This window comes from Pseudophaeobacter flagellatus (assembly GCF_021228235.1).
GTDB classification, from domain to species: Bacteria; Pseudomonadota; Alphaproteobacteria; order Rhodobacterales; family Rhodobacteraceae; genus Pseudophaeobacter; species Pseudophaeobacter flagellatus.
Window position 1 is genome coordinate 37,403 of the sequence record NZ_JAJQRG010000005.1, and the last position, 25,801, is coordinate 63,203.

At 61.2% G+C, this 25,801-nt stretch carries 21 protein-coding genes; 9 read left to right on the forward strand and 12 right to left on the reverse strand.

What is annotated here, in order from left to right; genetic code table 11:
* Nucleotides 1-11: 11 nt before the first annotated feature.
* From LRK71_RS11010 to LRK71_RS11030, 5 genes are all read right to left on the reverse strand, one after another.
* Nucleotides 12-983, reverse strand: coding sequence for a glycosyltransferase family 2 protein (locus LRK71_RS11010; RefSeq protein WP_232403518.1), 972 nt, complete (start codon nucleotides 981-983; stop codon nucleotides 12-14).
* Complete coding sequence (locus LRK71_RS11015; protein WP_232403520.1) at nucleotides 980-2,062, reverse strand: glycosyltransferase family 2 protein; 1,083 nt, start codon at nucleotides 2,060-2,062, stop codon at nucleotides 980-982. Before LRK71_RS11015 ends, LRK71_RS11010 begins: the two co-directional genes overlap by 4 nt.
* 137 nt (nucleotides 2,063-2,199) lie before the next feature.
* Nucleotides 2,200-5,688, reverse strand: a complete 3,489-nt coding sequence (locus tag LRK71_RS11020; protein WP_232403531.1) for a translocation/assembly module TamB domain-containing protein — start codon at nucleotides 5,686-5,688, stop codon at nucleotides 2,200-2,202.
* Nucleotides 5,688-7,529, reverse strand: coding sequence for an autotransporter assembly complex protein TamA (locus LRK71_RS11025; RefSeq protein WP_408635999.1), 1,842 nt, complete (start codon nucleotides 7,527-7,529; stop codon nucleotides 5,688-5,690). The genes LRK71_RS11020 and LRK71_RS11025 overlap by 1 nt, the downstream gene beginning before the upstream one ends.
* Nucleotides 7,530-7,786: 257 nt before the next feature.
* Nucleotides 7,787-9,019: a urate hydroxylase PuuD gene (locus tag LRK71_RS11030; RefSeq protein WP_232403534.1), complete on the reverse strand. Its 1,233-nt coding sequence runs from the start codon at nucleotides 9,017-9,019 to the stop codon at nucleotides 7,787-7,789.
* 196 nt (nucleotides 9,020-9,215) lie between these two features.
* Between LRK71_RS11030 and LRK71_RS11035 the strand changes: the two genes are divergently transcribed.
* On the forward strand, nucleotides 9,216-10,160 hold the full coding sequence (locus LRK71_RS11035) for a LysR family transcriptional regulator (protein ID WP_232403535.1): 945 nt from the start codon (nucleotides 9,216-9,218) through the stop codon (nucleotides 10,158-10,160).
* Between the two features lie 323 nt (nucleotides 10,161-10,483).
* On the opposite strand, the gene uraH is transcribed toward LRK71_RS11035, so the two are convergent.
* The gene (gene uraH / locus LRK71_RS11040; RefSeq protein ID WP_232403545.1) at nucleotides 10,484-10,840 is read right to left on the reverse strand and encodes a hydroxyisourate hydrolase; all 357 of its coding nucleotides are present in this window, start codon (nucleotides 10,838-10,840) and stop codon (nucleotides 10,484-10,486) included.
* Between the two features lie 197 nt (nucleotides 10,841-11,037).
* Between uraH and puuE the strand changes: the two genes are divergently transcribed.
* The 3 genes from puuE to LRK71_RS11055 all read left to right on the forward strand — a co-directional run bounded on the left by puuE (nucleotide 11,038) and on the right by LRK71_RS11055 (nucleotide 14,456).
* A complete protein-coding gene (puuE, locus tag LRK71_RS11045; RefSeq protein WP_232403548.1) occupies nucleotides 11,038-12,456 on the forward strand; it encodes an allantoinase PuuE in 1,419 nt (472 codons plus the stop codon).
* On the forward strand, nucleotides 12,453-12,953 hold the full coding sequence (locus LRK71_RS11050; RefSeq protein ID WP_232403550.1) for an ureidoglycolate lyase: 501 nt from the start codon (nucleotides 12,453-12,455) through the stop codon (nucleotides 12,951-12,953). The genes puuE and LRK71_RS11050 overlap by 4 nt, the downstream gene beginning before the upstream one ends.
* A 75-nt stretch (nucleotides 12,954-13,028) precedes the next feature.
* Nucleotides 13,029-14,456: a nucleobase:cation symporter-2 family protein gene (locus LRK71_RS11055; RefSeq protein ID WP_232403551.1), complete on the forward strand. Its 1,428-nt coding sequence runs from the start codon at nucleotides 13,029-13,031 to the stop codon at nucleotides 14,454-14,456.
* 285 nt (nucleotides 14,457-14,741) lie between these two features.
* Here the strand turns inward: LRK71_RS11055 and LRK71_RS11060 are convergent, their stop codons facing one another.
* The 4 genes from LRK71_RS11060 to LRK71_RS11075 form a co-directional block, all read right to left on the reverse strand.
* Nucleotides 14,742-15,728 (reverse strand): type I glyceraldehyde-3-phosphate dehydrogenase, encoded by a 987-nt coding sequence (locus tag LRK71_RS11060; protein ID WP_232403553.1) that lies wholly within the window; start codon nucleotides 15,726-15,728, stop codon nucleotides 14,742-14,744.
* A gap of 97 nt (nucleotides 15,729-15,825) precedes the next feature.
* The gene (locus LRK71_RS11065; RefSeq protein WP_232403555.1) at nucleotides 15,826-16,125 is read right to left on the reverse strand and encodes a hypothetical protein; all 300 of its coding nucleotides are present in this window, start codon (nucleotides 16,123-16,125) and stop codon (nucleotides 15,826-15,828) included.
* 255 nt (nucleotides 16,126-16,380) lie between these two features.
* A complete protein-coding gene (locus LRK71_RS11070; protein WP_232403556.1) occupies nucleotides 16,381-17,205 on the reverse strand; it encodes a bifunctional allantoicase/(S)-ureidoglycine aminohydrolase in 825 nt (274 codons plus the stop codon).
* Nucleotides 17,206-17,453: 248 nt separating this feature from the next.
* A complete protein-coding gene (locus LRK71_RS11075; protein ID WP_232403558.1) occupies nucleotides 17,454-18,230 on the reverse strand; it encodes an IclR family transcriptional regulator in 777 nt (258 codons plus the stop codon).
* A gap of 173 nt (nucleotides 18,231-18,403) precedes the next feature.
* Here LRK71_RS11075 and LRK71_RS11080 point away from each other — a divergent pair, with 173 nt between their 5' ends.
* The 3 genes from LRK71_RS11080 to gcvH all read left to right on the forward strand — a co-directional run bounded on the left by LRK71_RS11080 (nucleotide 18,404) and on the right by gcvH (nucleotide 21,828).
* The gene (locus tag LRK71_RS11080; RefSeq protein WP_232403559.1) at nucleotides 18,404-19,720 is read left to right on the forward strand and encodes an aromatic ring-hydroxylating dioxygenase subunit alpha; all 1,317 of its coding nucleotides are present in this window, start codon (nucleotides 18,404-18,406) and stop codon (nucleotides 19,718-19,720) included.
* Nucleotides 19,721-19,800: 80 nt separating this feature from the next.
* On the forward strand, nucleotides 19,801-21,261 hold the full coding sequence (locus LRK71_RS11085; protein ID WP_232403561.1) for a glutamine synthetase family protein: 1,461 nt from the start codon (nucleotides 19,801-19,803) through the stop codon (nucleotides 21,259-21,261).
* Between the two features lie 207 nt (nucleotides 21,262-21,468).
* Nucleotides 21,469-21,828 carry a glycine cleavage system protein GcvH gene (gene gcvH / locus LRK71_RS11090; protein WP_232403562.1) on the forward strand — a complete coding sequence of 120 codons (360 nt, stop codon included), beginning with the start codon at nucleotides 21,469-21,471 and terminating at the stop codon, nucleotides 21,826-21,828.
* Between the two features lie 43 nt (nucleotides 21,829-21,871).
* Here gcvH and LRK71_RS11095 read toward each other — a convergent pair whose 3' ends face one another.
* Nucleotides 21,872-22,858, reverse strand: a complete 987-nt coding sequence (locus LRK71_RS11095; protein WP_232403564.1) for a 2-hydroxyacid dehydrogenase — start codon at nucleotides 22,856-22,858, stop codon at nucleotides 21,872-21,874.
* 74 nt (nucleotides 22,859-22,932) lie between these two features.
* On the opposite strand from LRK71_RS11095, the gene LRK71_RS11100 reads away from it, so the two are divergent.
* Together LRK71_RS11100 and LRK71_RS11105 are read left to right on the forward strand one after the other, a co-directional pair.
* Nucleotides 22,933-24,168, forward strand: coding sequence for an acyl-CoA dehydrogenase family protein (locus LRK71_RS11100; protein ID WP_232403566.1), 1,236 nt, complete (start codon nucleotides 22,933-22,935; stop codon nucleotides 24,166-24,168).
* A gap of 3 nt (nucleotides 24,169-24,171) precedes the next feature.
* Complete coding sequence (locus LRK71_RS11105) at nucleotides 24,172-24,978, forward strand: thioesterase family protein (protein WP_232403568.1); 807 nt, start codon at nucleotides 24,172-24,174, stop codon at nucleotides 24,976-24,978.
* Between the two features lie 40 nt (nucleotides 24,979-25,018).
* Here LRK71_RS11105 and truA read toward each other — a convergent pair whose 3' ends face one another.
* Entirely contained in the window at nucleotides 25,019-25,798 is a 780-nt protein-coding gene (gene truA / locus LRK71_RS11110) for a tRNA pseudouridine(38-40) synthase TruA (protein WP_232403578.1), read from the reverse strand.
* Nucleotides 25,799-25,801: the final 3 nt, after the last annotated feature.

Sequence of the window (25,801 nt, forward strand, 5' to 3'; positions counted from 1 at the left end):
CTCTACCGTGGCTACTTATACTCTATGATCTTGCGGTGGGTGCCGCGCAGGCGGTGCCAGAAACGCTCGGCTATGCCGGTGCTTTCGGCGAACTTGCCGAGAATGGAAAACAGCGCCGGGCGCAGCCCCATACGCGGGCTCAATCGCAGCAGTTGCAGCGGATAAAGCAGCCAGAGCAGCAGTGCCCAGGGCGAGATCAGCGCGGCCAGAAGGACCGGACTCACTGGCAGCACTATCCCCCAAAATACCGCGCGGCGGGTTTCTTTGACCCAGTGGCGTTCTTGTGCATTGCCATGTAGCGCGGCGCCTGCCGCAAAGGCATATCCGGCGCGGCGGCTGCGCATCCACCACTGGCGAAACCGGGTCATCTGGGCGTCGTGAAGGGTCATCTCGGCCTCTAGCCGCCAGATTTTCCAGCCCTCTCGGCGCAGGCGCAGGCAGAGTTCGGGTTCTTCCCCGGCGATAAGGTCTTCGCGGTAGCCCGAGACCACGCGCAGCGCCGACAGCCGCATCAGAGCATCGCCACCGCAGGCCAGGGCCTCACCAATGGGGGTGTCCCATTCCGCGTCGCAGATCTGATTGTAGATAGAGACTTCGGGAAAGCGTTCGCGGCGGCGCCCACAGACCACGGCAACGCGCGGGTTCTGGCGCAAAAACTCGGCCGCCTGCGGGATCCAGGCGGCATCGACCTCGCAGTCGCCATCGACCAGCTGTACAAAGCCCTCCTGCGCGTTCAGCTCTGCCAAACCGGCATTGCGGGCGCGGGCGGCGGTAAAGGGCCGCGTCATATCCAGCGTCACCACCTCCACCCCAAGGCTGCGGGCAGCGGCCACCGAACCATCGGTTGATCCGCTGTCAACATAGATCAACCGCCGCACCTGCGGTTGCAGCGAAGCCAGGCAGGCCAGCAGGCGCGCGCCTTCGTTTCGGCCAATCACAACCGCGCTGATAGAAGTGGGCTGTTCTGGGTGATCTTCAGTCATTTGGCACCTTTATGGGTGCTTTGCGTGGCCTCTGCTGACTGGCCTATCGCGGTGCTATAGTCGGGGTCGCGCAGCAAAAAGCCCTGTTCTTGCAGGGCGGCAATACCGGGGAAACGCTGGGCACTGGCGGACCAGAGGCTTAGATCTGGGTTTTCACGCAGGACCATAAGGCGCTGGCGGTCTTCGCCGTGACCAATCGCGCCCTGTTCCACAGAAGCGTGATCGCGCGCCAGCGCGTCATTGGCAAATTTGTAGTGCTTGATCAGCGCGCTCATCGGGGCCAGCCGCAGCCCGCAAGAGACATGCGGATGCACGGCAGGGGCGACACCCGGGTCAACAAAGATCAGCGGGTGTTTGCTCAGGCAGCAGTTCTCGCCAAAGATCTTGCCGCGCAGCCCGCCAAACAGGATTTGTGGCGCATGGGCTGGGGGGGCATTCTGGCGTAGAAAATAGGCCAGCCCACTATCTTCGCTGTGGTAATCATAGGCTGTAACCGTGCTGATATCGCAGTAGCAGAACTGTTGCAGCACCATTTCATAAGGCAGGGCGGCAAGGCTGCGTAGCGGTGCCTTTGGTACCATCTCCAGCATCTGGGCCATCAGCCCGGAATAGCCGTGATCTGCCAGATAGCGGGTCAAACCTGCAAGGCCGATTGCGGCGCTGCCTTCAAAGTCAAACAGCTCATCCATGTCGACAATCAGGCACCAGCGATTGCTGGCGTAGCGTCTGACGGCATAGTTGCGGAAGTCGTTTTCAAACTGGCCCCAGGGCAGGTTCGACTGCAGGATCACCACCCTCGGCTGTTGGCGTAATTGCGCCAGGGTGTCATCGCTGGAACCATTGTCAAAAAAGACAAAATGCGCCACTCCAAGGCGGCGATAGTGTTCAAAAAACGGTTCCAGATAATAGGCCCCATCGCGTACGAGTGCGACGAGCACTACCTCATCCGGGGCTGCGACGCTGTGTCTGGCTCCGTGCAGGTGGCGCACAGAGGCCGAAAGGCGCGCCTGGTGCCGCAGGCGAGCAAGCCGTTTCCTAATGCGCCCCAAGAGCGAGGGCCGGGCGGGGTGGTCCGTCATGCGTTCGATCCAGATACTAGCCTTGGCTTTGGGCAGACTAAACCCTTGGTGGTGTTTCGAAAAGGGCGCATGAGACATAGGGTTCCTGCGCTGGCCTGTCTACCAAGGGGGCAGGCTGCCCCCGCTTGTGGGATGCTTCAGTAATCGCGTTTGAAAAACAGGCCAAAGCCGCTTTCACCCTGGTTGTCGACAGTGCCGGTGACGGTGACGTTATCGGTCAGATCCACATTGAGGCTCAACTCGCTGTCGCCACGGGTGTTGACGTTGAAATCGGTATAGGCCTTGTCGCTGATGTATCCGCCAATCCCCAGCAAGCCAGAGCCGATATTATCCAGCCCCAGTTCGACCTTGTCGGCACCTGTCTTGTCGCGCAGCGCGTTCTTGTTGCCCAGGCCCCGGCCGCTTAGCTGCAGCGCCGAGTTGGCCAGGCGTACCAGCGCCAGGGGTGACAAATCGTCCAGGTTGTCACCAAAGAGCAAGAGCGCCAGCGCCTGATCGCTGGGGCGTGGAGGATCAGAGGTGACCTCGATTTGGGGGGCGTCAATTGCGCCTGTGATTTCAAGCGTGGCGGTGCCGGTCGAGGTGCTGGCAGAGGATCTGAATTCCAGATAGGGTTTCAGATCGCCCAGCAGGGTAATGCGGCCCTCGTCCAATTCAAGCCGTCGCCCCAGGATATCAAAGGTGCCGCGCACCAGGCTGATCTGCCCCGAGGGCGCCAGGGCTACGGTATTGCCACGCAGATGAACCTGCCCGCCCAATTCCGCGTTCAAGCCGCGACCACGGGCATAGATCCGGCCCGGTGCGTCGATGATCACATCTAGGGAAAGGGTCCCGGCAGCACCACTGCTGGCGCCGCTTTGGATCAGCCCGGCGCGGGCACGAGTCTGCCGGACGGCGCGGGGTTCATTGATATGGCGCAGCGGTGGAATGGGCGCAGCAGAGACCGAGCCGCCAGCCGTATTGAGGTTGATCGTGGTCTCGCCGATATCGATGCGCCCGCTCAATTTGCTGTTGCTGGCCAGCTGTCCCGTCAGATCGAGATTGCCGCTCAAAATCGTCTCATATACCAGCTTATCCGTCAGCACGGCTTCTTGAATGGCGATGTTGATGGCACCTTCAAAAGGTGGGGTGAGGGCGACAGGGCCGCTCACGCGCAGGCTGCCACCATCGCGCGGTCTGGCCGAGATCTCTATCTGTGCGCGGGAGTCTTGCAGCGTCACTGTGGCACCAATGTCATCAAGCCGTTGCGCTGCGGCGGGCAGGGCCAGCGACGCCCCCGCAGTGGTGATCTTGCCGCGCAGCGCAGCAAGGCTGGGCGATCCCTTCAGCGCCAGGTCAAAACGCGCTGTGCCTTTCAGCAGGTTGGGCTTGATAAAGGGGTTTGCCCCTTCCAGCCGGGCCGTGCCGCTGCTGGTGATATCAGCTTTACCGCTGGCTTCGTCAAAGCTGCCAGAGAGTTCGGCTTCGGCGCCTGCCGGGGCCTTGGTGCTGGCGTTGATCTGCCAGCGGGCATCCCGGCGCTGGACCTTGCCGGTTGCGGTCAGGGTGCCGGGCAGGTCCGGCACAAAACGCTGCAGTTCTTCTAGGGCGGCGTCAAAGGTGAAATCGGCGGCTCCATCCAGTGTGGCCTGGCCCTTAAGGTCCGCAAAAGAGGCATGTGGCCCCTCAAGACGCAGGGTACCGCTTAGGCTGTTGCCGCTGCGGGTGACCTCGCCTTGCAGATCCAGTGGTCCGGACATCTGCGGTAACAGTGGGTTCAGATCCTTGAGGCGTGCGTTCAAGGACAACGCGCCGACCTTGCTGTTCAGCCGACCGCTGGCTTGGGCCGTGATCAGGCCGCTGTTGAGTTGAAAGCCCTCGACTGCCAAGCCCGAGACATCGCGCCCACCTGCAAAGGTCAGTGCAAGGCTGCCGCCAGTCAGCCGGTCAAGCTCGGTCAGGCCAGTTGTCAGCCCCTGACCTTGCAGGGCCAGATCGGTGTCAAACGCCCCTGACAATGGCGTAAAGGCCCCTTTGATTTGCGCCTGTAGTGCCCCTTCCAGTGGGCGGTCGGCGAGCGCAGAAAACCGTGCCAGACTGGCAGCGCCCAGACGCAGATCGGCTGTGACCTCCAGCCCGGCATCTAGCCCGTGAAAGGCCAGATCGCCGCTGGCCTGAAAATCATCGCCCTGCAGCAGCAGATCTGACAGGGCCAGCGCCCCTGGTCCTTCGGATGTGAGATTGGTCGAGAGCGAGATGTTGCTCCCGATGGCTGCTGCAAGACCGGGATCGCGCATGCTCAGCCCCGTAAGATATGCCTTTATATCACCGTCGAGCGAAAGCGGCGCGCCCTCACCTTGTTGCAGCAGGCCCTGGGCGCTGATGCTGCCCTGCGAAATCAACGCCTGAGGATGGCTGAGCTGGCGAAGATCGGCATTGATAGACCAGGGGCCGTTGCTGGTTTTTTGCGCCAGAACCTCGGCCTGGGCCAGGGTGGTATCGGCGCCGGGCAGCGGCAGCATCACCGCTGTCTGCCCCTGTGGCGCGGTGATGCTCGCGCGCAGATTGGCGGTGTCCAATTGACCTGCTGGTGTCATCGACAGGGCACCCGACAGATGCAGTGCGCGGCTGAGCAGCGCAAAACTGTCCAGCGTCAGGCCTGCGCCGTCGGATGCGGTGGTTCCGCGAAGCGTCAGCCGCAGGTCTGGCCCAAAGAAGGGACGGAAATCGGGTTGTAGAAGCACGTCGATATCGCCGCCAAGATCGGCGGCAAAGTCGATACCCCTGGCGGTGGACGCTGTTGTGTCGGTGGTGGCACCGTCTGGCTGCGCGTCCGGAGAGGGCCGTGCCTTCAGCACCACCTCACCGGACAGACGTTCGCTGCCATTTGTTGCCAGGGCAATCTTGGCGGTGAAATCCTCGACCGGGCCGCTGCCCGCCGCCGTAAGCCGCAGGCTGGGGCGGGTCGGCAGTTGCAAGCTGGTGGCGATCAACCCGTCTGCGGCCTCGGACAGGTCCAGATCCAGATCAATCTGGCGGCTTTCATTGCTGTATCCAGCTACCAGCCGCAGCCTGTCGCCAGGCTTGTCCAGCCGGTTTACCTTTAGCTCAGTTTTCAGGCTGCCATCGGCAAGTTTCAGGTTGCCATTGAGGTTGAGCGTGGCAGTAAAGCCAAGCAGGGGCTGCCCCAGCTGAATGCGATCCAGACTGATCTCGCCCAGCTCAACCGAGACCGGCAGCTCTGGTAGTTGAAAGGGCGTGGTCTCGGGGCTGGGTAGGCTGGGGTCTTCTGGCAGGGGCTGCGGCGCCCGAAGAACCTTGATTTCTGCGGCAGTCAGATGATTGACCTGAAACTCGCCGCGCAGCAGCGCCAAGCGGTTCCAGTCCAGCTCGGCATCGGTCAGTTCCAGCCAGACCCCGGTCTCATCCGCGACCGTAAGCTGCTTGATGCTCGCCTGCGAGGAAAAAGCGCCGCTCAGCCCGCTGACGGTAATGAACTGATTGTCGCCCGACAGGTTGTCTTGCAAAAAGCTTTCCAGGAAACTTGGGCTTGCTGCGCTGTCCTGCGCAGCAAGCGGGGCGGGGCCGGTCAGGCACAGGGTCGATGTGACCAGCATCGCTGCGCGAAGGGGGGAAAGATGTCGCATCAAAAGGCCTGCCCGATCCCAATGTAAAACTGCAATCCGTCGCTACTGTCGCCATCCACCGGATAGGCAAAATCCACCCGTAGTGGCCCGATCCCCGCCACATCATAGCGCAGGCCTAGTCCGGCGCCAGAGTGGTGCTGCGACGCGCTGGACACAAAAGGATCGCGATCCACATAGCCGATGTCGAAAAACCCGACCAGCGACAGCTTGTCGCTCAGCTTGCCGCGCAGCTCTGCCGAGAGGGCAAGGTAGCCACGCCCACCCGCCGAGGCATTGCCAACCGGTATGCCCAACGACTGATATTCATGCCCGCGCACAGATCCTGATCCACCGGAAAAGAACAGCAATGTCGGAGAGGCATTGCTAAGCGAAGGCCCGATCAGCGCGCCCAGCTGCGCCCGCCCCGCCAGGACAATACGGTCATCGCTGCCCAGCCCATGATAGAGCCGCCCGTCCATTTTGACCTGAAGCCCAGAATCCGTGCCATCAATCCCGATGAAGGGCATCAGCCGCGCGTCGATGAAATAGCCGTCTGTTGCATCGACGCGGCTGTTGCGCTGGTCATATTCGGCCCGCAAAAAACCGGCGGCATATTTGAAACGCCGCTTGCCAAAGGCATCGCTGGCCAGAATGCTGATGCCGCCGATACCCGCCTCGGCAAAGAACTGATCCGAATACACTCTTCGGACCCCGATGCCAGCCAATGCTTGGGTGGCGGTATAATGCTCTTCGTCCAGGCGCTCGACTTCGAGCAGGTAAAACAGGTTGTCATCAGGGCCAAGCGTGGCTGGACGATCCAGCCGCAGGGCAAGGCGCCCGCCGATGTCATTGCTGCCGCCCAGACCGGTGATACGGCTTTCAAAGCGCAGTTTCTCGGCGCCGCCAAACAGGTTGCGATGCATCCAGGACGCGGTGAGTTCAACCCCATCAGAGGAGCTGAGCTCTGCGCCAAATGATAGGCGCCGAGGTGGCATGTCTTCGACTTTGGCCACATAGTCGAGTGTGCCATCGGGGTTGGCCTGGGGTTGCGGCTGGAGCGTGACAGTCGAAAAGGCACCGGTGCGGCGCAGGCGGGTGGCGGATCTGGCCAGCAGGTCAGGATGGTAGACTTCTCCGCTGGGCAGGCTGGCAATGCGCTGTATCGCTGCTTCTCGCACCGCACTGGGAGTGGCAAGAATCATTTTCCCAAAGCGCAAGCGTGGTCCCGGTGCCAGTGCCAGTCGGGCATCCAGCCTGGCGGCACGGTGATCTGCGGTGATTGCCTGTTGGCCCAGGCGGGCCTGGGGATGCCCGGCCCGTTGCCAGGCCTCTACACCTGCGGCGGTCACATCGCGCAGGATCCCGGTCTTGGCGGGCTGCCCAGTTGCAAAGCTTTCGGGGATCTCGACCTCGCTGGCCTGTGGCCAGGGGGCGATCTGGGTGCGGCCAAAGCGGAAACTGGGGCCAGGCACCACGGTGATCTGCACCTGATTGATATGGCGCGGCGCGTTCAACGGCTGGATCTGCGCCGCCTCGCGGCCGTCGATCCGGATGTTTACCTGCGGTGAAAAATGCCCTGCATCATAAAGCACCTGAACCAGCGTGCGATAATCCGACAGGGCAGCGGCCAGCAGCTCTTGCGGATCAACCGCATCCTGCGCGGCCAAAGAGGCAGAGGCCCCCTGCAAGCGCTGGCGCAGTGTATCCGAGGCACCCGGAGCGGTTAAAACGGCCTCGGCGCTTTGGCCTGAATTGGGCAGGGCGAGCATGGCAAGGCAAAGCGACAGAGGCAGGGATAAGCGCGTAAGCCTGGCCGAGAACAGAGGCGAAGCAGCAGTGCGCAGGGGCGAATATAGAAACATGGGCACTCCGGGCAGCGTGCAGGGGCGGGTGCAGATCAGCCCTCAAAGGTTGCAGGGCTGATCAACCTATTAAGGGCAGTGTCGTGGTGTTCCGGAGAGTCTAGCAGAGCGGGGCGCAAGGTAAAGCGGTCAGGTGTGAGATGCCGGAAAAGTCAGCCGATGCGGCAACAACTTGCATAGCGATTCGATGCGCTTCTGGGGTTTGCGCCCTGTGGCGGCAGGCACGCGGAGCACCGCCGGAGAGGTGTAGGAGGCAATTACATCTGTGCGTTTTTGAACCAGCGGCGGATCGCGGCACGATCTGCGGGCTCCATATAGGTGATATTGGCAGGGGGCATCGCATTGGTCACCCCGGCATGTAAAAACACCGCTGCTGCCTGGCGGGCGAGGTCTGCTTCGGTTTCCAGCAAGACCCCCTTTGGGGCAGTGCGGATGCCATCCCAAAAGGGTTCGCGCGCGTGGCACATGCTGCATCGGCCCAGAACAATATCATGTACCTCTGCAAAGCCCTCGGCCTGGGCCATCACTTGTGCGGTGCCGGTCAGGGCGGCCTGGTCTTCGCCTTCGCCGTCATGTTCCAGCCCCAGGGTGGACAGGATGATTACCGCAAAGAACAAGAAGATGGTCACCAGCCATGTCCAGGTAGGATTGCCGGTGCCGGCATGTTTGGTGTTGAAATAATGGCGGATGGTTACCCCCATCAGGAAGACTAGCGCCGCAATCAACCAGTTGTAATTACTGGCGAAGGCCAGGGGGTAGTGGTTTGATAGCATCAGGAAGATCACCGGCAGGGTGAGGTAGTTATTATGGGTCGAGCGCAGCTTGGCAATCTTGCCGTATTTGGCATCCGGCGTGCGTCCGGCCTGCAGATCCGCCACGACGATGCGCTGATTGGGCATGATGATAAAGAATACATTTGCCGTCATGATGGTGGCGGTAAAGGCCCCCAGATGCAGCATCATCGCCCGGCCGGTAAAGACCTGGTTTAGCCCATATCCCATCGCCACCAGCAAGCAAAACAGCAGCACCATCAGCAGGGTGGGGCGCGCCGCCAGGCTGGCAGTCTTGCACAGGCGATCATAGACCAGCCAGCCAATCGACAGGGTCGCGGCAGAAATGGCAATGCCTTGCCACAGGCTCAGCTCGGCTTTGGCTTGGTCGATGAGGTAAATTTCTCCGCCGACCCAGTAGACCACCATCAAAAGGGCAAACCCCGAGAGCCAGGTGCTGTAGCTCTCCCATTTGAACCAGATCAAATGTGCGGGCATTTCAGCCGGGGCCACCAGATACTTGCGGATGTGATAAAAGCCGCCGCCATGCACCTGCCATTCTTCGCCATGGGCACCAACGGGCAGATCCGTGCTTTTGCGCAGGCCCAGGTCCAGCGCGATGAAATAAAAGGACGATCCGATCCAGGCCATGGCTGTGATCACATGCAGCCAGCGAATGGCAAAGCCCAGCCAATCCCACATCATCAGAATTTCATACATGCCGTACCCTCTGCCTTACGATTTGGTCTGCGCCGTGACGCGATGGGGTTTCCCCAATGGCCACCCTAGGCAAACCGAAGTTTATTCGGTATTCCAGTAAACTTCCAAGCTGTATCAAAAAAACAAGAAGAATGGTGCCGCAATGGGATTGGGGCCTGGTTGGCGCAATGATTGAGCATGAAATGACTGGGGGCGCATGTCTTATCTCGACAATATCCGAACTTTTGTAAGGGTCTATGAACTGGGCTCCATGTCGGCGGCAGGGCGGGATCTGCGCGTCTCGCCGGCGGTCACCTCGGCGCGGATCTCGCAGTTGGAGGACTACCTTGGAGTGCGTCTGTTCCAGCGCACCACGCGCAACCTGACCGCAACGGAGCAAGGCCAGGCGTTTTATGCCGGGGCGGTTGCGGTGCTGGACACGGTGGCCCAGGCCGAGGCTCAGGTGATGCATCTGACGGATACCCCACGCGGCAGCCTGTTTGTGGCCGCCCCCCTTGGTGCCGGGCGGCGGCTGGTCGCACCGGAAGTGCCTGAGTTTTTGGCGCAGTATCCGGAAATCAACATGCGGTTGCGGATGTCTGACCGTAGCGTCGACTTGACCACCGAAGGGCTGGATCTGGCGTTCTTTCTGGGCCAGCCAGAGGATAGCAATCTGCGCATTCGCAAGATTGCCGATTGCCAGCGGGTGCTCTGTGCTGCCCCCGGTTATATCAGCCGTCATGGTGCCCCCCGCAGCGGTGCGGATCTGGTTGGCGGGGCGCATAACTGCTTAAACCTGCGCTATCCCGGCGCCAGCGAGTTCCAGTGGATGTTGCAAAGCGACGAGGGACCAAAGCGGTTTGCGGTTTCGGGGCGCTATGAATGTGATGACGGCGATGTTCTTACCGATTGGGCGCTGGCGGGCGAGGGGATCGCGTTGAAGCCGGTGTTCGAGGTGGCCGAGCACTTGACCTCGGGGGCCCTGGTGGCTGTTGCAGAAAAGACGCCGCCAGTTTCCGTTCAGATGGCCTGTCTTTATACCCATCGCCGCCATCAGGACCCGAAAACGCGCCTATTCATGGACTTCATGACCCAACGGATGGGCGCCTCGGTGCGAGCGGCTGAGGCTTTGGCCTTTGGGGCAACTAAAACTGCGGGTTGATTAGTGATTTTGCCAAAGGGGGGGCTCCCGCCCCCGATGGCAGGCCCTTGCGGGCCCGCCCCGGCGTTGGGTGCGGCGCCGCTGCGCGGCGCAGGCCACGGCGTGGCCCTGTCTGGTATTGCCTTGGCTCAGGTCTGGTGCGGTTGGAGCTTGGGCGATAAGAAAGAAAGTTGCTGAGAAGCGCTTCAGGGGGCTATCTGCCCCTGAAGGCGCTTGAACAAGTGTATCTGTGTTCTGCCCGCCTCAAGGGCAAGCCGGGCGATGCCCGGCGGCTGCGCCGCCCTTGACCCGCTCACAACACGGCAGGCGGTGGATGCCCGCAGTCAGCTGCCGCGATAGGTTGAAAACCCAAAGGGCGAGAGCAGCAACGGTACATGGTAATGAGCGCTGGCGTCATTGATGCCGAAGCGGATCGGCACCTGATCGAGGAACAGCGGATCGGTATCGCCCTGACCGGTCGCGCGCAGGTAGCTTCCGGCGTCAAAGACAAGTTCGTAGGTGCCGCAGGCAAAGGCGTCTTGCGGCAGGATCGGGCTGTCAGTGCGTCCGTCTGCATTGGTGGTCATTGTTGCCAGTTTGCTGCGCGTTTCGCCCTGCAGGTGGTAAAGGGTGATTGGCAGGCCAGCGGCGGGGCAGCCTCGGGCGGTGTCCAGAACATGCGTCGTCAGGTATCCGGTCATTTGGGCGTCGCTCCTTGTTGCAGTGCTGCTTTTTCCTGCACCAGTTCCATTTCTGCTGCAAACACCCCCGTTTTGACAGTGTATTCGGTAATATTTGAAAACCAAGCCGCCTGTTTTGCAATAGCAAGGAATGACAGGGGGCTTTGCAGAGTGTCACATGTTGCTGCAAGCCATAAGTGAAGAAAGAGACGTAGCCCATGAACCGATATCCGCGCAACATGATTGGTTACGGGGCGCAGGCCCCGAATGCCGCCTGGCCGGGCGAGGCCCGTGTGGCGGTGCAATTTGTGCTGAACTATGAAGAGGGCGGCGAGAATTGTACGCTGCATGGGGATGCCGCCTCTGAGGCCTTTTTGTCCGATATCGCCGGGGCGGCCCCCTGGGAGGGGCAGCGCCACTGGAACATGGAATCCATTTATGAATATGGTGCGCGCGCCGGATTCTGGCGACTGCATGACATGTTCACCCGTGCCAATATTCCGCTGACCATCTACGGGGTGGCAACCGCGCTGGCGCGCTCGCCCGATCAGGTGGCGGCGATGAAGGCGGCAGACTGGGAAATTGCCTCGCATGGGTTGAAATGGGTTGAACACAAGACCATGCCCGAGGCCGAAGAACGCGCCGCCATCAAAGAGGCCGTCCGGCTGCATACCGAGGTTGTCGGCTCTCGCCCGCGTGGCTGGTACACCGGGCGATGCAGCAGCAATACGGTGCGTCTGGTGGCCGAAGAGGGAGGGTTCGACTATGTGTCGGATGCCTATGACGATGATCTGCCCTACTGGCTGGAGGTGGGCGCGCGCGATCAGCTGGTGATCCCCTATACGCTGGAGGCCAATGACATGCGCTTTGCCACAGCGCCTGGCTATATCACCGGCGAGCAGTTCTTTCAGTATCTGAAGGATGCTTTTGATCTTCTCTATGCTGAGGGGGCGGCGGGGGCGCCGAAGATGATGAACATCGGTCTGCACTGCCGCTTGATCGGACGTCCTGGCAAGGCCGCCGGCCTGAAGAAGTTTATCGACTATATCCAGGGCTTTGACGGGGTCTGGTGCCCGCGCCGGATCGAGATTGCCGAACATTGGGCCAAGCGGCATCCGCATCAGCGGCGTGAACGCCCCAGCCAGATGAGCCTGGCGCGTTTCATTGAGGTTTTTGGCAGTATTTTTGAACATTCGCCCTGGATCGCCGAACGCGCCCATGGGCTGGAGCTGGGGGCGGCGCATGATACGGCTGGCGGGGTGCATAATGCGCTGTGCCGGATGTTTCGTTCCGCGAGCGAGGCCGAACGTCTGGGGGTGCTGAGCGCGCATCCCGATCTGGCGGGCAAATTGGCGGCGGCCAAACGGCTGACGGCAGAAAGCACATCGGAGCAGGCCAGTGCCGGGCTGGATGCGCTGACAGATGATGAACGGGCACGCTTTGGTCAGTTGAATGAGGCCTATGTTAACAAACACGGGTTTCCCTTCATCATTGCGGTGCGTGACTATGACAAGGCGTCAATCCTGGCGGCCTTTGAACAGCGCATCGACAACAGCCGCGAGGTGGAATTTTCCGAGGCCTGCAGGCAGGTGGAACGGATTGCCGAATTCCGCCTGCGCGATTTGATGCCCGCATGACGCGCGCCGATGACCGAATCCTGATCCAGCCGATCAGCGCCGGGGGCTTTGCCCCCTATGGCGATTTTCTGGAGGCGGCTGGCGCGCCGGACAAGCTGATCAATCAAGGGCTTTGTGGGCGGTATCATGATCGTGCCCATCTCGATTTTGCGGATGGCCGCGCCGGGATCAGCCTGTTCAAGGCTGAACCGCGCGACCTGCCGATGCCCCTGGCGATGATGGAACGCCACCCCGAGGGCAGCCAGGCCTTTATCCCGATGAGTGAACATGGGTTTCTGGTTATTGTTGCGCCGGATGTGGATGGCAGACCGGGACAACCCCTGGCCTTTGAAACCCAGCCGGGGCAGGCGATCAACTATCATCGTGGCACCTGGCATGGGGTGCTCACCCCGCTGCAGGCACCGGGGATCTTTGCGGTCGTGGACCGGATCGGTACTGGTGCGAACCTGCAGGAACATTGGTTCGACACCCCCTATGTGGTGGTGCGCCCCGAATAGATACAGACCCGGAAACCAGCCGCCCGGCAGAAGGTGGTGGTTTCCACCATGACCAACAGAACGAGGAAAAATAGAATGGCTGATGGATCAATAGGGAGCCCGGCACAGCTGCGGGATCCGAATTTCACGCCGCCCCTGGCGCGGGCGGTGCCGCTGGGCATCCAGCATGTGCTGGCGATGTTTGTGTCAAACGTGACGCCCGCGATCATTGTCGCGGGTGCGGCGGGCTTTGGCTTTGGCTCCAACTCGCCGGATTTTCCGGAATTGTTGTATCTGATCCAGATGTCGATGCTTTTTGCCGGAGTGGCGACGCTGTTGCAGACTGTGACGCTGGGGCCTGTGGGCGCGGCTTTGCCGATTGTGCAGGGGACGTCGTTTGCCTTTTTGCCGATCATGATTCCGCTGGTGGCGGGCAAGGGCGTTGATGGGCTCGCCGCGCTGTATGGCGGGGTACTGATTGGCGGTATCTTCCATGGGATGCTGGGGCTGGTGATCGGCAAGATCCGCTTTGCCCTGCCGCCGCTGGTGACGGGGCTGGTTGTTACCATGATCGGATTGGCGCTGGTCAAGGTCGGCATTCAATATGCTGCTGGTGGGGTGCCGGCGATTGGCACGCCCGAATATGGATCATTGTTGAACTGGTCGGCGGCGCTGGTGGTGATCTTTGCCACCCTTGCGCTGAAGTTCTTTGCCCGTGGCATGCTGTCGGTTTCGGCGGTTCTGCTGGGGCTGATCGTGGGTTATATCTATGCGCTGATGATGGGCATGATCACTTTTGAAGCGATCGGGAACAGTTGGTCGCGGGCCGCCGGTTTTGCGCTGCCGGTGCCGTTCAAATATGGTTTTGAGTTCTCTTTTGCAGCGATTCTGGGCTTTTGTCTTATGGCCTTTGTGTCGGCGGTTGAAACGGTTGGCGATGTCAGCGGCATCACCCGTGGCGGCGCCGGGCGCGAGGCGACAGACAAGGAGATCGCTGGTGCGACCTATGCCGATGGCCTTGGTTCAGCGGTGGCCGGGATCTTTGGCGGCTTGCCCAATACCTCGTTCAGCCAGAACGTCGGGCTGATTGCCATGACCGGGGTGATGAGCCGCCATGTGGTGACCATTGGCGCGCTGTTCCTGATCCTCTGCGGTCTGGTGCCAAAGGTTGGCGCAATCATTCGCACGATCCCGATTGAGGTGCTGGGGGGCGGCGTGATCGTGATGTTTGGCATGGTTGTTGCGGCGGGCATTTCGATGTTGTCGGATGTGGATTGGAACCGGCGCAATATGGTGATTTTTGCCATCGCGCTCTCGGTTGGTCTGGGGTTGCAGCTAGAGCCGGGCGCGGTGCAGTACCTGCCCGATACGCTGAAGGTGCTGATGACCAGTGGCTTGCTGCCGGCCGCGCTGATTGCCATTGTCCTGAATTTGATCCTGCCGGCCGAACTGGCGGAGGAGGCCACCGAAGAGGTTTCAGGTGGGATGGCCGGTCACGGCGATGGCAGCCTGCCCGGAGAGTAACCCCCTGGTGCTAGATTGAGCGGGCCGCTCCCGCCCAATCTAGGAAAATCAAAGATTGGCCTAGATCCGTTGGGCCCAGCGCCGCGCTATCGCGCGGCGCTTTTCTTTTGCTGAGACGCCCTCAATGGGCTGTCCTGCCCAGTGAGGGCCTTGGCGAGGATAACGGACCCCATCCCGCCTCAAGGGTGAAGCGCGCTGGCGCGCGCCAGCCAGGGCTGCCCTTGACCCGGGCCGTGGCCAGACGGAAGGCGGCTGCCGAAACGGTCGCGCTGGATTGAACTGGGGTCAGCGGCGGGCCATCAGGCGGGCGACATCAAGCATGCGCGCGGAAAAGCCCCATTCGTTGTCATACCAGCCAAAGACCCGTATTTGCTGTTCGCCAACCTGGCGTAGTTCAGGGGCGGCCAGCACCAGGGATTCTGGTCGAGCGCGCAGATCGGAAGAGACCAGCGGCATTTCGGTCCAGCCCAGGACCCCGGTTGCGGCGGCACCGGATTTGAGCGCGGCGGTGAAGTCGGCCAACTGCATCGGCTTTTGCAGTCGCGCCACCAAATCGACAGCCGAGACACTGGCGGTAGGCACCCGCACGGCGGCACCGCTAATCCGGCCTCTCAGGTGCGGCAGCACCTCGTCGATCAGATGGGTGGCTGAGCTGGTGGTCGGCACCATCGATAGCGCCCCGGCGCGCGAGCGGGCAAAATCGCCGCGTGGGGCGTCTACCATTGGCTGCGAGTTGGTATAGCAGTGAATGGTGGTCATATGGGCGCTGTCGATGCCGCCGATCCCATCCACCAGCTTGACCAGGGGTGCCAGCCCATTGGTGGTGCAAGAGGCATTGGAGACGATGCGCGCGGTGCCAAGCTGGTCGTGGTTGACACCATAGACCAGTGTCTGTTCCGCAGCCGGTGAAGGGCCTGATATCAGTACCTTGGCCGCACCTGCCGCCAAGCCGCGTTGCGCAACATCAGAGCTGCGGGCGATGCCGGTACAGTCCAGCACCACATCGACACCCGAGAGATCAACCCCTGTCAGGTCGGCCTTGTGATGCAGCGGGATCGAGCGGCCCAGCACCCGCAGCCGTCCGTCACCGTGGTCAACCGGGTGCGGAAAGGGGCCAAAGGTGCTGTCGTATTGAAACAGATAGGCGCACATCTCCAGCGGTGCGATGTCGTTGATGCATGTCACCTCTAGCCCATCGCCGCGCGATGTGGTGAGGATTTGGCGTAGGATAGCGCGGCCAATGCGGCCAAATCCGTTGATGGCTATTTTCATGAGAGCAGGTCTCCGGGGCTCTGCATGTCCGGCAAAAGGAAAGGGCAGAGGTCTTCAGGGGCAGATTGGATAAGGCAGGCAGGGTGACGCAGGCGCGCTAGTCCTGCGGGCAGATCAGAGTGGCAAAATAGCTACCGGAAATGTCGCGGTATAGTGTGTCACGATTGGCGCTGCATCCGGTGGCGCCATGAAAGGCGCGAATGGCCTGGCGCACGCTGAGCACCGCTGGTGGGCGTTTGGGCAGCAGTTCGGTATTGAGCCGGGTGGCCCGGTAAAAGCCGGGAGCCTCCTCTGCCGGGCCGACATGCCAGGTGCGCTCCAAGACAGAAACCGCTTTGGTTTCTGCTATATCCTTGGCGGTGGCGGCCAGGGGTGGCAGGCTTGCTGCAAGGGTCAAGACGAGGCCCAGGCAAAGGGCTTTGCCTAGGCGGGCGATAGGCTTACCTGTCTCCAGATTCCGGATCAGGCCGCATGGCTGTGTGCTGTGTCTCATGCTCCAAGGCTCCCACTGGGTGAAAAACATTGACCACAGCCTAGCGTGGCGATCTGGCTTTGCAATGGGCATCCCTGCCAAGTGCGGCAAAGAAAGCGACAGGGATGCAGATTTTGTGGCTGGTTTTGTGGCGGGTGCCGGTTTGCGCCGGTGCCGGGGCTACAGGCCGAGAGGCATATGTCTGTTGACGTCCTTATACAGCAGATAGCGGAACGGACCCGGCCCGGCGGCGTAGCAGGCCTGGGGGCAAAAGGCACGCAGCCACATGAAGTCGCCGGCCTCGACCTCGACCCAATCTTGATTCAGCCGGTAAACTGCCTTGCCCTCAAGCACATAGAGCCCGTGCTCCATCACATGGGTTTCTTCAAAGGGAATGACGCCGCCGGGCTGGAAGGTGACGATGGTGACATGCATGTCGTGCGACATGTCTTCGGGATCCATGAAGCGGGTGGTGGCCCAGCGGCCTTCGGTGTCGGGCATCACACTGGGGGCGATGTCCTGTTCCTTGCAGACAAAGGCCTGCGGTTTGGACAGGCCGGGCGCTGCTTGCCAGCGTTTGCGGATCCAGTGGAAGCTGGCAGTTGCGTCGTCAGAGTTGCGCAGGCCCCAGGTGCTGCCGGCGGGCAGATAGGCGAAGCTGCCGCTGGTCAGCGTATGGTGGGTGCCGTCGATAGAGATCTTTAGCGTGCCACTGGTGACAAAGAGACTGCCCTGGGCGGCGCTATCGCTTTCCGGCGTGTCAGAGCCGCCACCGGGTTGCAGTTCGACAATGTACTGCGAAAAAGTCTCGGCAAAGCCTGTCATCGGGCGGGCGATGACCCACATGCGCATGCCGTTCCAGCCGGGCAGGTAGGAGGTGGTGATATCGCGCATCGTACCCTGAGGCAGCACGGCATAGGCATCGGTGAAAACCGCGCGTCCTGTCAGCAATTGGTCCTGGCCGGGGTGGCCGCCTTTGGGGGTGAAATAGCTGCTTTGGGTCATCCTGGTCCTCGTTCAATCCGGCGCGCCATATCGCGTGCCTGTCGCGTCGCCTCTGGTGCCAGTGTGGCACATTTGGGGCTGGTCTTCGCGACTATGCGCTCGCTTTGACCTGGCTCCTAGCGGCACAAGGAGGATAGCTTTCTTCGTGATTTTTTGAAAACAGGTCCCAGTGTGGGATGGCCGGGAAACCGGTCAGCCCGCCTGTAGGGGCAGTGGCAAGCAGCAGGCGCTAAAACGCACTGATCCGGCTATAGATCTTCGACCACATTGGTCTGGCGCAGATCAGCGGCGCAGATCTGCAGGGCCTGTAGCAGGGCTTCGGTGTTTCTGCCCGTATCGCGGCCACGCGGCGCAGAGCTGCCAACCACCACGGGGGTTTGGCCGGGGCGCGATACCGGGACAGCATAGCCGATGATACCGGGTTCAAATTCGCTATCGGTGAGGCAATAGCCCTGGCTGCGTGCCTTGGTGATCTGCGGCAAGATCTCTGCTGCGTCGCGCCGTGATTGTTCGGTGTGCTGCGGGATATCGGCGCTCTCTAGCAGGGCTACGGCTTCTTCCTGCGCGAGGCAGGCCATCAACATGCGGCCCAGGCTGGTATGGACCAGCGGGATATGTGCACCAGCGGTGAACCCATAGGTGATGGGGCCATGTTCGGTGGTGGATTGGGCCAGCAGTAAGACCCGCCCTTGATCAAGCGTAGCGAGGCTGACCTCGGCGCCGATTTTGCGGGCGTGCTGGTTGAGGATGGGCTGCACCCGGCGGCCAAACTGGTTGGCCTGCAGGAAGCCGCCCGCCAGTGCCAAGACCCGTGGGGTCAGCGATAGCATGCGGCCTTGCTGACGCAGATAGCCGGCCTGCACCAGGGTCAGCGCGCCGCGCCGCGCGGTGGCGCGGTCCTGCCTGGTGCGGCGTGCGATTTCCGCCAGCGTCATGCTGGGGGTGGCGGCATCAAACACGGCCAGAACAGCCAAGCCTTTGGCAAAGCTCGAGGAAATATTGCGGTCTTGTTCTGGTTTGGTCATGGGCCGGTCGCTTTGTGTTGTCTGAAGGGCAGGGGAGGCTTGGCCTTGACAATGGCCGGTACATATCGCAAAAGTTGATCGTATTTAACATCATAAGTACGAATAACGAACCAAGTCAAGTCTGTTTTGCCAGGCAGATCCCTACAGTCTCATCGCAAGAAGGAAGGCCAGCCATGATTAGCCAGGAAATGAACGACAGCCTCACCCGGGTTGGCAAGGGCAGCGATGCGGGCGAGGTGCTGCGGCGATACTGGCAGCCTGCGGCGCTGCTGGATGAACTGGACGGCCCACGCCCGGTGGTGCCGGTGCGGCTGCTGGGCGAAGATCTGGTCCTGTTTCGTGATAGCGAAGGGCAGTTGGGCCTGATCGGGCGACACTGTCCGCATCGTGGTGCTGACATGTGTTTTGGCCGCCTCGAAGACAACGGGCTGCGCTGCCCCTTTCATGGCTGGCATTTCGATCGCGCGGGCCAATGCGTAGAACAACCTGGCGAGCCGGAAGGCAGCCGGATGCATGAAAAGATCCAGAACACGGCCTATCCGGTGGTCGAACGCAATGGGATCATCTGGGCCTATATGGGTCCCGGTACGCCGCCGGAATTCCCAGCTCTGGACTGTTTTCGCGCCCCCAGCAGCCATGTCTTTGCCTTCAAGGGCCTTTGGGAATGTAACTGGCTGCAGGCGATGGAGGTCGGCATCGACCCGGCGCATGCTTCGTTCCTGCACCGGTTCCTGCAGGACGAAGACCCGGCCGAAGCCTATGGCAAGCAGTTTCGCGACACCGCTGGTAACACCGAAATACCGATGACCAAATTGCTGCGCGATTTCCCCCGTCCCGAAATCATCGCGGAAGAGGCCGATCACGGGCTGAAGGTCACGGCGCTGCGCGATCTGGGCGATGGACGCACCCATGTACGCATCACCAATCAGATCTTTCCCGAAGCGATCTGCATCCCGATGTCGCGCGAGATGACCATCACCCAGTGGCATGTGCCGATCGACGATGAGAGTTGCTATTGGTACTCTATGTTCACCAGTTTTGATCAGCCGGTGAATAAAGACCTGATGCGCGAACAGCGCCTGAAGGAGCACCGCTTGCCGGATTATGCACCGCTGAAAGGGCGTCATAACAACTATGGTTTCGACCCCAAGGAACAGGCGACCGAGACCTATACCGGCATGGGGCTGGATATCAACGTGCATGACCAATGGGCGGTGGAAAGCATGGGGTCCATCCAGGACAGGACGCAGGAACACCTGGGCAAGACCGATGTTGCCATCATCCGCTACCGTCGCCAGTTGCGCGCCGCCATTGCGGCGGTAAAGGAAGGTCGGGACGCTGATCTGCCAATGCATGGCGGGCTGGACCTTGGCACCGTTTTTGGGCCAGTTTCCAACGACTCGATTGCGCAGGATGGTGATTGGGAGCGCGCCGCGCAGGAAGCTGACCTTCAGCGTCGCGGTGCCTGTCCCTGGAATGCCAAGGTCTAGGCGACCAGCCAGTGCATCACGAAAGACGGATCCCGGAGGCAGCCAGTGGGCTGTCGCCGCAATAAAAGGCGGAAAGTGCAATGGCTGAAGATCTGGCAACAGGGCGGTTGGCGCGTGCGGGGCTGCTCAGCCCAGAGGCACTGGCGCAGGCAGACGAGGTTCTGGCCGAGGCGCGTGCTGCCGACCTAGAGACGCTGCGGGTGCTGATGGTGGATCAGCACGGCATCCTGCGGGGCAAGACCCTGGTGGCTGACGCCTTTGAGGGGCTGTTTCGCTCTGGGCTCAACATGCCCTCGACGCTGCTGCTGAAAGATACCTCGCATCGCACTGCCTTTGCGGTCTGGGGGGCAGGGGGCGAGGCCGATGACCAAGGGTTTGAACCGATGCGTGGTGCGGGTGATATCCTGTTGGTGCCCCGCCCCGAGACATTTCGCATCCTGCCCTGGTCGCCGCATTCAGCCTGGATCCTGTGTGAAACGATGCAGTCCGATGGCACGCCGATTGGTTTTTCCTCGCTTGAGGTGCTGCGTCGAGCCGAGGCCGATTTGCAGGCTGGGGGAAAAGAGGCAATCTTTGGGCTGGAGGTTGAATTTCAGGTCTTTGAACGTCAGGACAGCGGGCTGAACCATGGGCAAAGCACCATGCCCGGCGCGCCCATTGCTACCCGCAACCTGACCCAGGGCTATCAGTATCTGACAGAAACCCGCTATGGCGATTGCGAGGCGATGCTGGACCAGATCCGCCGCAATGCCCAGGCGCTGGGCCTGTTGGTGCACTCGGTCGAAATCGAGATGGGGCCGAGCCAGTTTGAATTCACCTTTGCGCCGCTGCCCGCCGTGCAGCAGGCTGACGCCATGGTGATGTTTCGCACCATGGTAAAAGAGGTCTGCTCCCGCGCTGGGTTGCACGCCAGTTTCATGGCCAAGCCGCGGCTGGAAAACGCCATGGCAAATGGCTGGCACCTGCATCAATCCTTGGTGGATCGTGAAACTGGGCGCAACCTGTTTGAACCCAATGCCGACGGCAGTCTCAGTGCGGCCGCCTCGGGCTGGATCGCGGGGCTGTTGACCCATGCGGCGGCCTGTTCGGTGATGATTGCGCCGACGGTGAACAGCTATAAACGCTACCTGCCTTTTCAGCTGGCACCGGATCGCATCCAGTGGGGGCAGGACAACCGTGGTGCCATGCTGCGCGCCCTGATGCAGCCGGGCGACGCGGCCTCGCGCATTGAAAACCGCGCGCCGGACAGTTCTGCCAATCCCTATTATGCCATCGCCGCGCAGATCCTGGCGGGCTCTGCCGGGATGGCGGCAGGGCTGCAGGCGCCGACTGCAACCACCTCGCCCTATGAAGGGACGGCGGCGCGGCTGCCGCGTTCTCTGGGGCAGGCGCTGGGGGCTTTTGAGGGTTCGGATCTGTTTGCCACCACCCTGGGGCCAGAGTTCGTCAGCTATTTGTCGCAGCTGAAACGGTTTGAATGGGATCGCTATCTCAATACCGTCAGCGAATGGGAGCAGGCAGAGTATTTCAACCTGCTTTAGACTGTGTTTGTGCGGGCTTCGGCGCGCATTTGCATCTTGAACGCACCTCTGGGCGCTGGTACTTTACGCTCCTGTCTATGGCAGGCCCAGGCGGCAGGTGCCTTCGCGCCCGATCGAACCAAGATTGGATCGGCACCACCCCCGATCTGGATGGCCAGACCTAGATAGGCAAGCGATCTGGATAGGCAAAAAGACAGGATGACAGCGATGAAATTTACCGAAGAACACGAATGGCTGGATGTGGATGGCGATGTGGTGACTGTTGGCATCACTGCCCATGCCGCAGAGCAACTCGGGGATGTGGTCTTTATCGAGCTGCCCGAAGTTGGCGATGAATTTGCCAAGGACGACGAGATCGTGGTGATTGAATCGGTCAAGGCGGCTTCGGATATTCTGTCGCCGCTGGATGGTGAAGTGGTCGAGGTGAATGAAGCCCTGACCGAAACCCCCGGCAAGGTAAACGATGACCCGCAGGGGGATGCCTGGTTTTTCAAGCTGAAGGTCGAAGACCTTTCTCCGATGGAAGACTATATGGAAGAACCCGCCTACAAGGCCTTCATCGGCTGAAGATGCTTCCCCGTTGTACCCAATGTGCAGCGGGGAATTGGCATCAGTAGCCGCGCTGCCTGTCAACCAGATGCAGCAGCGGCTCTTTTGCGCCCAATCGGCGGAAATTTTCGGTCACATCCCCCAGGGCATCCCCCAGATGCCAGCCAGAGACATGCGGCGTGATGGTGACCTTCGGGTGCTGCCACAGGGGATCTGACGCGGGGAGAGGTTCGCTGCACAGAACATCCAGCACCGCATGGCCAGGGGTGCCGCGATCCAGCGCCGCAATCAGCGCGGCCTCATCCACCAGATCTCCGCGCCCGGCATTGATCAGCGTGGCACCGGGTTTTATTGCCGCCAGGCTCTCGGCATTGATCAAAGCGCGGGTCTGCGCGGTTGAGGGCAGGATGGCGCAGACGTAATCGCATTGTCCCAACATCGGTTTCAGCGTGGCGCTGCCATGGTGGCAGGTCACGCCGGGGATCTCCTTGGCAGAGCGGCTCCAGCCGAGCACGTCAAAGCCGAGATCGCGCATCAGCAGCGCCGTTTGACTGCCGATATGGCCCAGCCCCAGCACCCCGACGCGGGTTTTGTGATTTTGTTTTGGCGCCAGCGGTTCCCAGGCGGCACGGGTCTGGCTCTCGGCGTGGGCGGCAATATTACGTTGGGCATGCAGCACATAGGCCAGGCAATACTGGGCAATCTCGCGGGCCGGTTCCAGTGGTTTCAGCCGTGCCACCTGCACCTCGGGGGCGATGGCGGGATGGGCGATGATGGTTTCCACCCCGGCGCCCAGTTTCTGCACCAGGGCCAGGTTTGGCAGTTTTGCCGGCAGATCCGCGGCCAGCGCTGATACCGCCAGCATGGTGATGTCGGCCAGATCTCCGGGGGCGTCCAGGGTGCGAATATCGGCCTCTGGCATTTGCCTGCGCAGCTCCTGTGCCAATTCGTCGTCCTTGTACCAGCCGTCGTGCCCAATGTTCACCAAGAGCGCCATGCCCGTTCCTTTCAGTTGTTTTTCCTTTGTCAGCCAATAACGTTCCGTCACTGCGCTGGACAGATCTTGCCAGACTAAGCCATGGTTTTTGTTAAAGCTAAAGCGGCAGTGGAGGAGATTCTGGGATGGATATGAATTTTGGCATGCGGGCAGAGAACCGCAAGCTGTTGGAGCGGGTCGCCACCATGGTGCGCGACGAGATCATGCCACTGGAGGCCGAATACCAGGCCGAAGTCGCCACCGGAGATCGCTGGCAGTATACTGCTCGCCAGACCGAAATCTTGGAGGGATTGAAGGCAAAGGCCAAGGCGCAGGGGCTGTGGAATTTCTGGCTTACCGATAGCGACAAGGGCTTTGGCCTGTCGACGGTGGAATATGCCTATTTCGCCGAGGAAATGGGTAAGACACCGCTGGGGGCCGAGGTCTTCAACTGCGCCGCGCCGGACACCGGCAATATGGAAGTGTTTGAGCGTTACGGCACGGAGGCGATGAAACAGCAGTGGCTGGCACCGCTGCTGGAGGGCAAGATCCGCTCTGCCTATCTGATGACCGAACCGGATGTGGCCTCTTCGGATGCGACAAATGTGTCGATGTCCTGCGTGCGCGACGGTGATGACTATGTGCTGAACGGTGAAAAATGGTGGGCTTCGGGGGCGGGTGATCCGCGCTGCAAGGTCTATATCGTCATGGTGAAAACCGGCGGTGAGGAACAGCCCAAGCATCAGCGCCAATCCATGATCGTTGTGGGGGCGGATACCCCTGGCATCGAAGTGCTGCGCCCGATGGAGGTCTACGGCCACGACGACGCACCACACGGCCATATGCATATCCGCTTTACCAATGTGCGGGTGCCTGCGGAAAATCTTCTGCTGGGCGAAGGCCGCGGCTTTGAAATTGCCCAAGGGCGGCTTGGGCCTGGACGGATTCACCACTGTATGCGCGCTATCGGTCAGGCGGAAAGCGCGCTGGAGCAGATGTGCAAACGGTCGCTTAACCGCGAAGCCTTTGGCAAGAAACTGGCCCATCTGGGTGCGAACTATGACATCGTTGCGGAATGCCGGATGGAAATCGAAATGGCGCGTCTGCTGTGCCTCAAGGCGGCCTGGTACATGGATCAGGGCGATGGCCGTGCCGCTGCACCTTGGATCAGCCAGATCAAGGTGGTGGCACCACGCGTTGCGTTGAAAGTGATTGACGAGGCCGTGCAGATGTTTGGCGGGCAGGGTGTAAGCCAGGATACGCCTCTGGCAATTGCCTGGACCCATGTGCGCACCCTGCGCCTGGCCGATGGCCCTGATGCGGTGCATCGCCGCCAGGTGGCGCGCGCAGAGCTGAAGAAATACACCCAGGAAAAGGTCTGATCCATGACGTCCAAGGCTCTCACGGCGCCATCGTTCTTCTCGCAAAACTCTGATGGGGTTTTTGTGGGCAATGACCCGGCGCGGGGGCCTTGGTCCGCCGATCACTGCCATGCCGGGCCGGTTACCGGCCTGGCCGCCCGCGCAGCCGAGATCGAAATCGGTGCAGAGAAAATGCTCTGCCGGATGACACTGGATATTTTGCGCCCGCTGCCCCTGTCAGGGCTGCGGGTCGCGGCTGAAACCACCCGGCATACCCGCACATTGGCCACGACACAGATCACCGTGCATGATCTTGACAACAGCCTTTGCGCGCTGGGCACGACGATGCATTTGGTGCGCAAGGATCTGGGCGATGTGCCAACCGCAGCGGTGGTGCCGCTAGACCGCGCCAAGGCGGTGCCGGGCCCCTTTTCCATTGGGGCGGGTCTGCATGACAAACCCTATTTTGGTCAGTTTCTGGATGTGGCCTACCCGCCGGAGTTTGGTCTGCATCCGGGCCCCAAGACGCTGTGGATGCGCACCCCAAACCTGCTGGAGGGCGAGCAGCAATCGCCGATTCAGTCGCTCTGTGCGCTGGCGGATTGTGGCAATGGCATCTCGTGGAATGCGCACCCCAAGGAGATGGGGTTTATGAATACCGATCTCACCCTCAATGTGCATCGCGAACCCCAGGGCGATTGGCATGCCTCAGAGTCTATTTCGCATTGGCACAGCACGGGCATCGGCATGTCGCAGTCGGTGTTGCAGGACGAAGACGGCCCGGTGGCCACAGCGCTGCAGACACTTGTGCTGCATCCGCCCAAGGTCTGAGGACTGTTGGTAGTCGGTTTGGCCTGCCAGCCCATAGGGATCAGCCCCGTGGGCGTTTGAAGACATCCACCGGATAGCCCACCCGTGCCAAATAAAGGCCGTGGCCGGGACAGACGGGCCCGCAGGCGGCCCGCTCTCGGGCCTCAAGCGCGGTTTTTACATCCAAGGGATCCCAGGCACCCGCGCCGACGCGTTCCAGTGTGCCGACAAAGCTGCGTACCTGGTTGTGCAGGAACGACCGGGCGCGCACGTGGAAATGCACCTCAGGACCGGACAGGCCCGCGACCCGCTCGATACGCAGCTCGTCCAGGGTTTTCTGCGGGCTTTGCGCCTGACAGATGGAAGATCGGAAGGTGGTGAAATCATGGTTGCCCAGCAGGTGATTGGCACCTTCCTGCATGGCCTCGACGTCCAGATCATTGTTGATCTGCCAGACTTGGCCTGCGTCATGGGTTGCGGGCGCACGGCGGATCAGGATGCGAAACAGATACTGCCGCTCAATTGCGGAAAAGCGGGCATGCCAGTCGTCATCGACGGCAGCACAGGCCACAATCGCCACAGGGTTAGGCTTCAGGTGGTGGTTCAGGGCCTCTGACAGGCGAAAGGGGCTCCAGTCTTTGACCATGTCGCAATGGGCCACCTGGCCCAGCCCATGCACCCCGGTATCGGTGCGCCCGGCTGCGGCGATGGTATGGGGGCCGGGTTCCAGTCGCGCCAGGGCATCCTCTATCGCGCCCTGTACCGAGGGCTGATCCTTTTGCCGCTGCCATCCGGCAAAGGGCTTTCCATGATATTCGACTTTGAGGGCATATCGGGGCATGGG

What these genes read in the sequence shown, in the direction of transcription:
- LRK71_RS11010 (WP_232403518.1), bottom strand. Translation starts at nt 983, where the DNA reads ATGACTGAAGATCACCCAGAACAGCCCACTTCTATCAGCGCGGTTGTG.
- LRK71_RS11015 (WP_232403520.1), bottom strand. Translation starts at nt 2,062, where the DNA reads ATGACGGACCACCCCGCCCGGCCCTCGCTCTTGGGGCGCATTAGGAAA.
- LRK71_RS11020 (WP_232403531.1), bottom strand. Translation starts at nt 5,688, where the DNA reads ATGCGACATCTTTCCCCCCTTCGCGCAGCGATGCTGGTCACATCGACC.
- LRK71_RS11025 (WP_408635999.1), bottom strand. Translation starts at nt 7,529, where the DNA reads ATGTTTCTATATTCGCCCCTGCGCACTGCTGCTTCGCCTCTGTTCTCG.
- LRK71_RS11030 (WP_232403534.1), bottom strand. Translation starts at nt 9,019, where the DNA reads ATGTATGAAATTCTGATGATGTGGGATTGGCTGGGCTTTGCCATTCGC.
- LRK71_RS11035 (WP_232403535.1), top strand. Translation starts at nt 9,216, where the DNA reads ATGTCTTATCTCGACAATATCCGAACTTTTGTAAGGGTCTATGAACTG.
- uraH (WP_232403545.1), bottom strand. Translation starts at nt 10,840, where the DNA reads ATGACCGGATACCTGACGACGCATGTTCTGGACACCGCCCGAGGCTGC.
- puuE (WP_232403548.1), top strand. Translation starts at nt 11,038, where the DNA reads ATGAACCGATATCCGCGCAACATGATTGGTTACGGGGCGCAGGCCCCG.
- LRK71_RS11050 (WP_232403550.1), top strand. Translation starts at nt 12,453, where the DNA reads ATGACGCGCGCCGATGACCGAATCCTGATCCAGCCGATCAGCGCCGGG.
- LRK71_RS11055 (WP_232403551.1), top strand. Translation starts at nt 13,029, where the DNA reads ATGGCTGATGGATCAATAGGGAGCCCGGCACAGCTGCGGGATCCGAAT.
- LRK71_RS11060 (WP_232403553.1), bottom strand. Translation starts at nt 15,728, where the DNA reads ATGAAAATAGCCATCAACGGATTTGGCCGCATTGGCCGCGCTATCCTA.
- LRK71_RS11070 (WP_232403556.1), bottom strand. Translation starts at nt 17,205, where the DNA reads ATGACCCAAAGCAGCTATTTCACCCCCAAAGGCGGCCACCCCGGCCAG.
- LRK71_RS11075 (WP_232403558.1), bottom strand. Translation starts at nt 18,230, where the DNA reads ATGACCAAACCAGAACAAGACCGCAATATTTCCTCGAGCTTTGCCAAA.
- LRK71_RS11080 (WP_232403559.1), top strand. Translation starts at nt 18,404, where the DNA reads ATGATTAGCCAGGAAATGAACGACAGCCTCACCCGGGTTGGCAAGGGC.
- LRK71_RS11085 (WP_232403561.1), top strand. Translation starts at nt 19,801, where the DNA reads ATGGCTGAAGATCTGGCAACAGGGCGGTTGGCGCGTGCGGGGCTGCTC.
- gcvH (WP_232403562.1), top strand. Translation starts at nt 21,469, where the DNA reads ATGAAATTTACCGAAGAACACGAATGGCTGGATGTGGATGGCGATGTG.
- LRK71_RS11100 (WP_232403566.1), top strand. Translation starts at nt 22,933, where the DNA reads ATGGATATGAATTTTGGCATGCGGGCAGAGAACCGCAAGCTGTTGGAG.
- LRK71_RS11105 (WP_232403568.1), top strand. Translation starts at nt 24,172, where the DNA reads ATGACGTCCAAGGCTCTCACGGCGCCATCGTTCTTCTCGCAAAACTCT.
- truA (WP_232403578.1), bottom strand. Translation starts at nt 25,798, where the DNA reads ATGCCCCGATATGCCCTCAAAGTCGAATATCATGGAAAGCCCTTTGCC.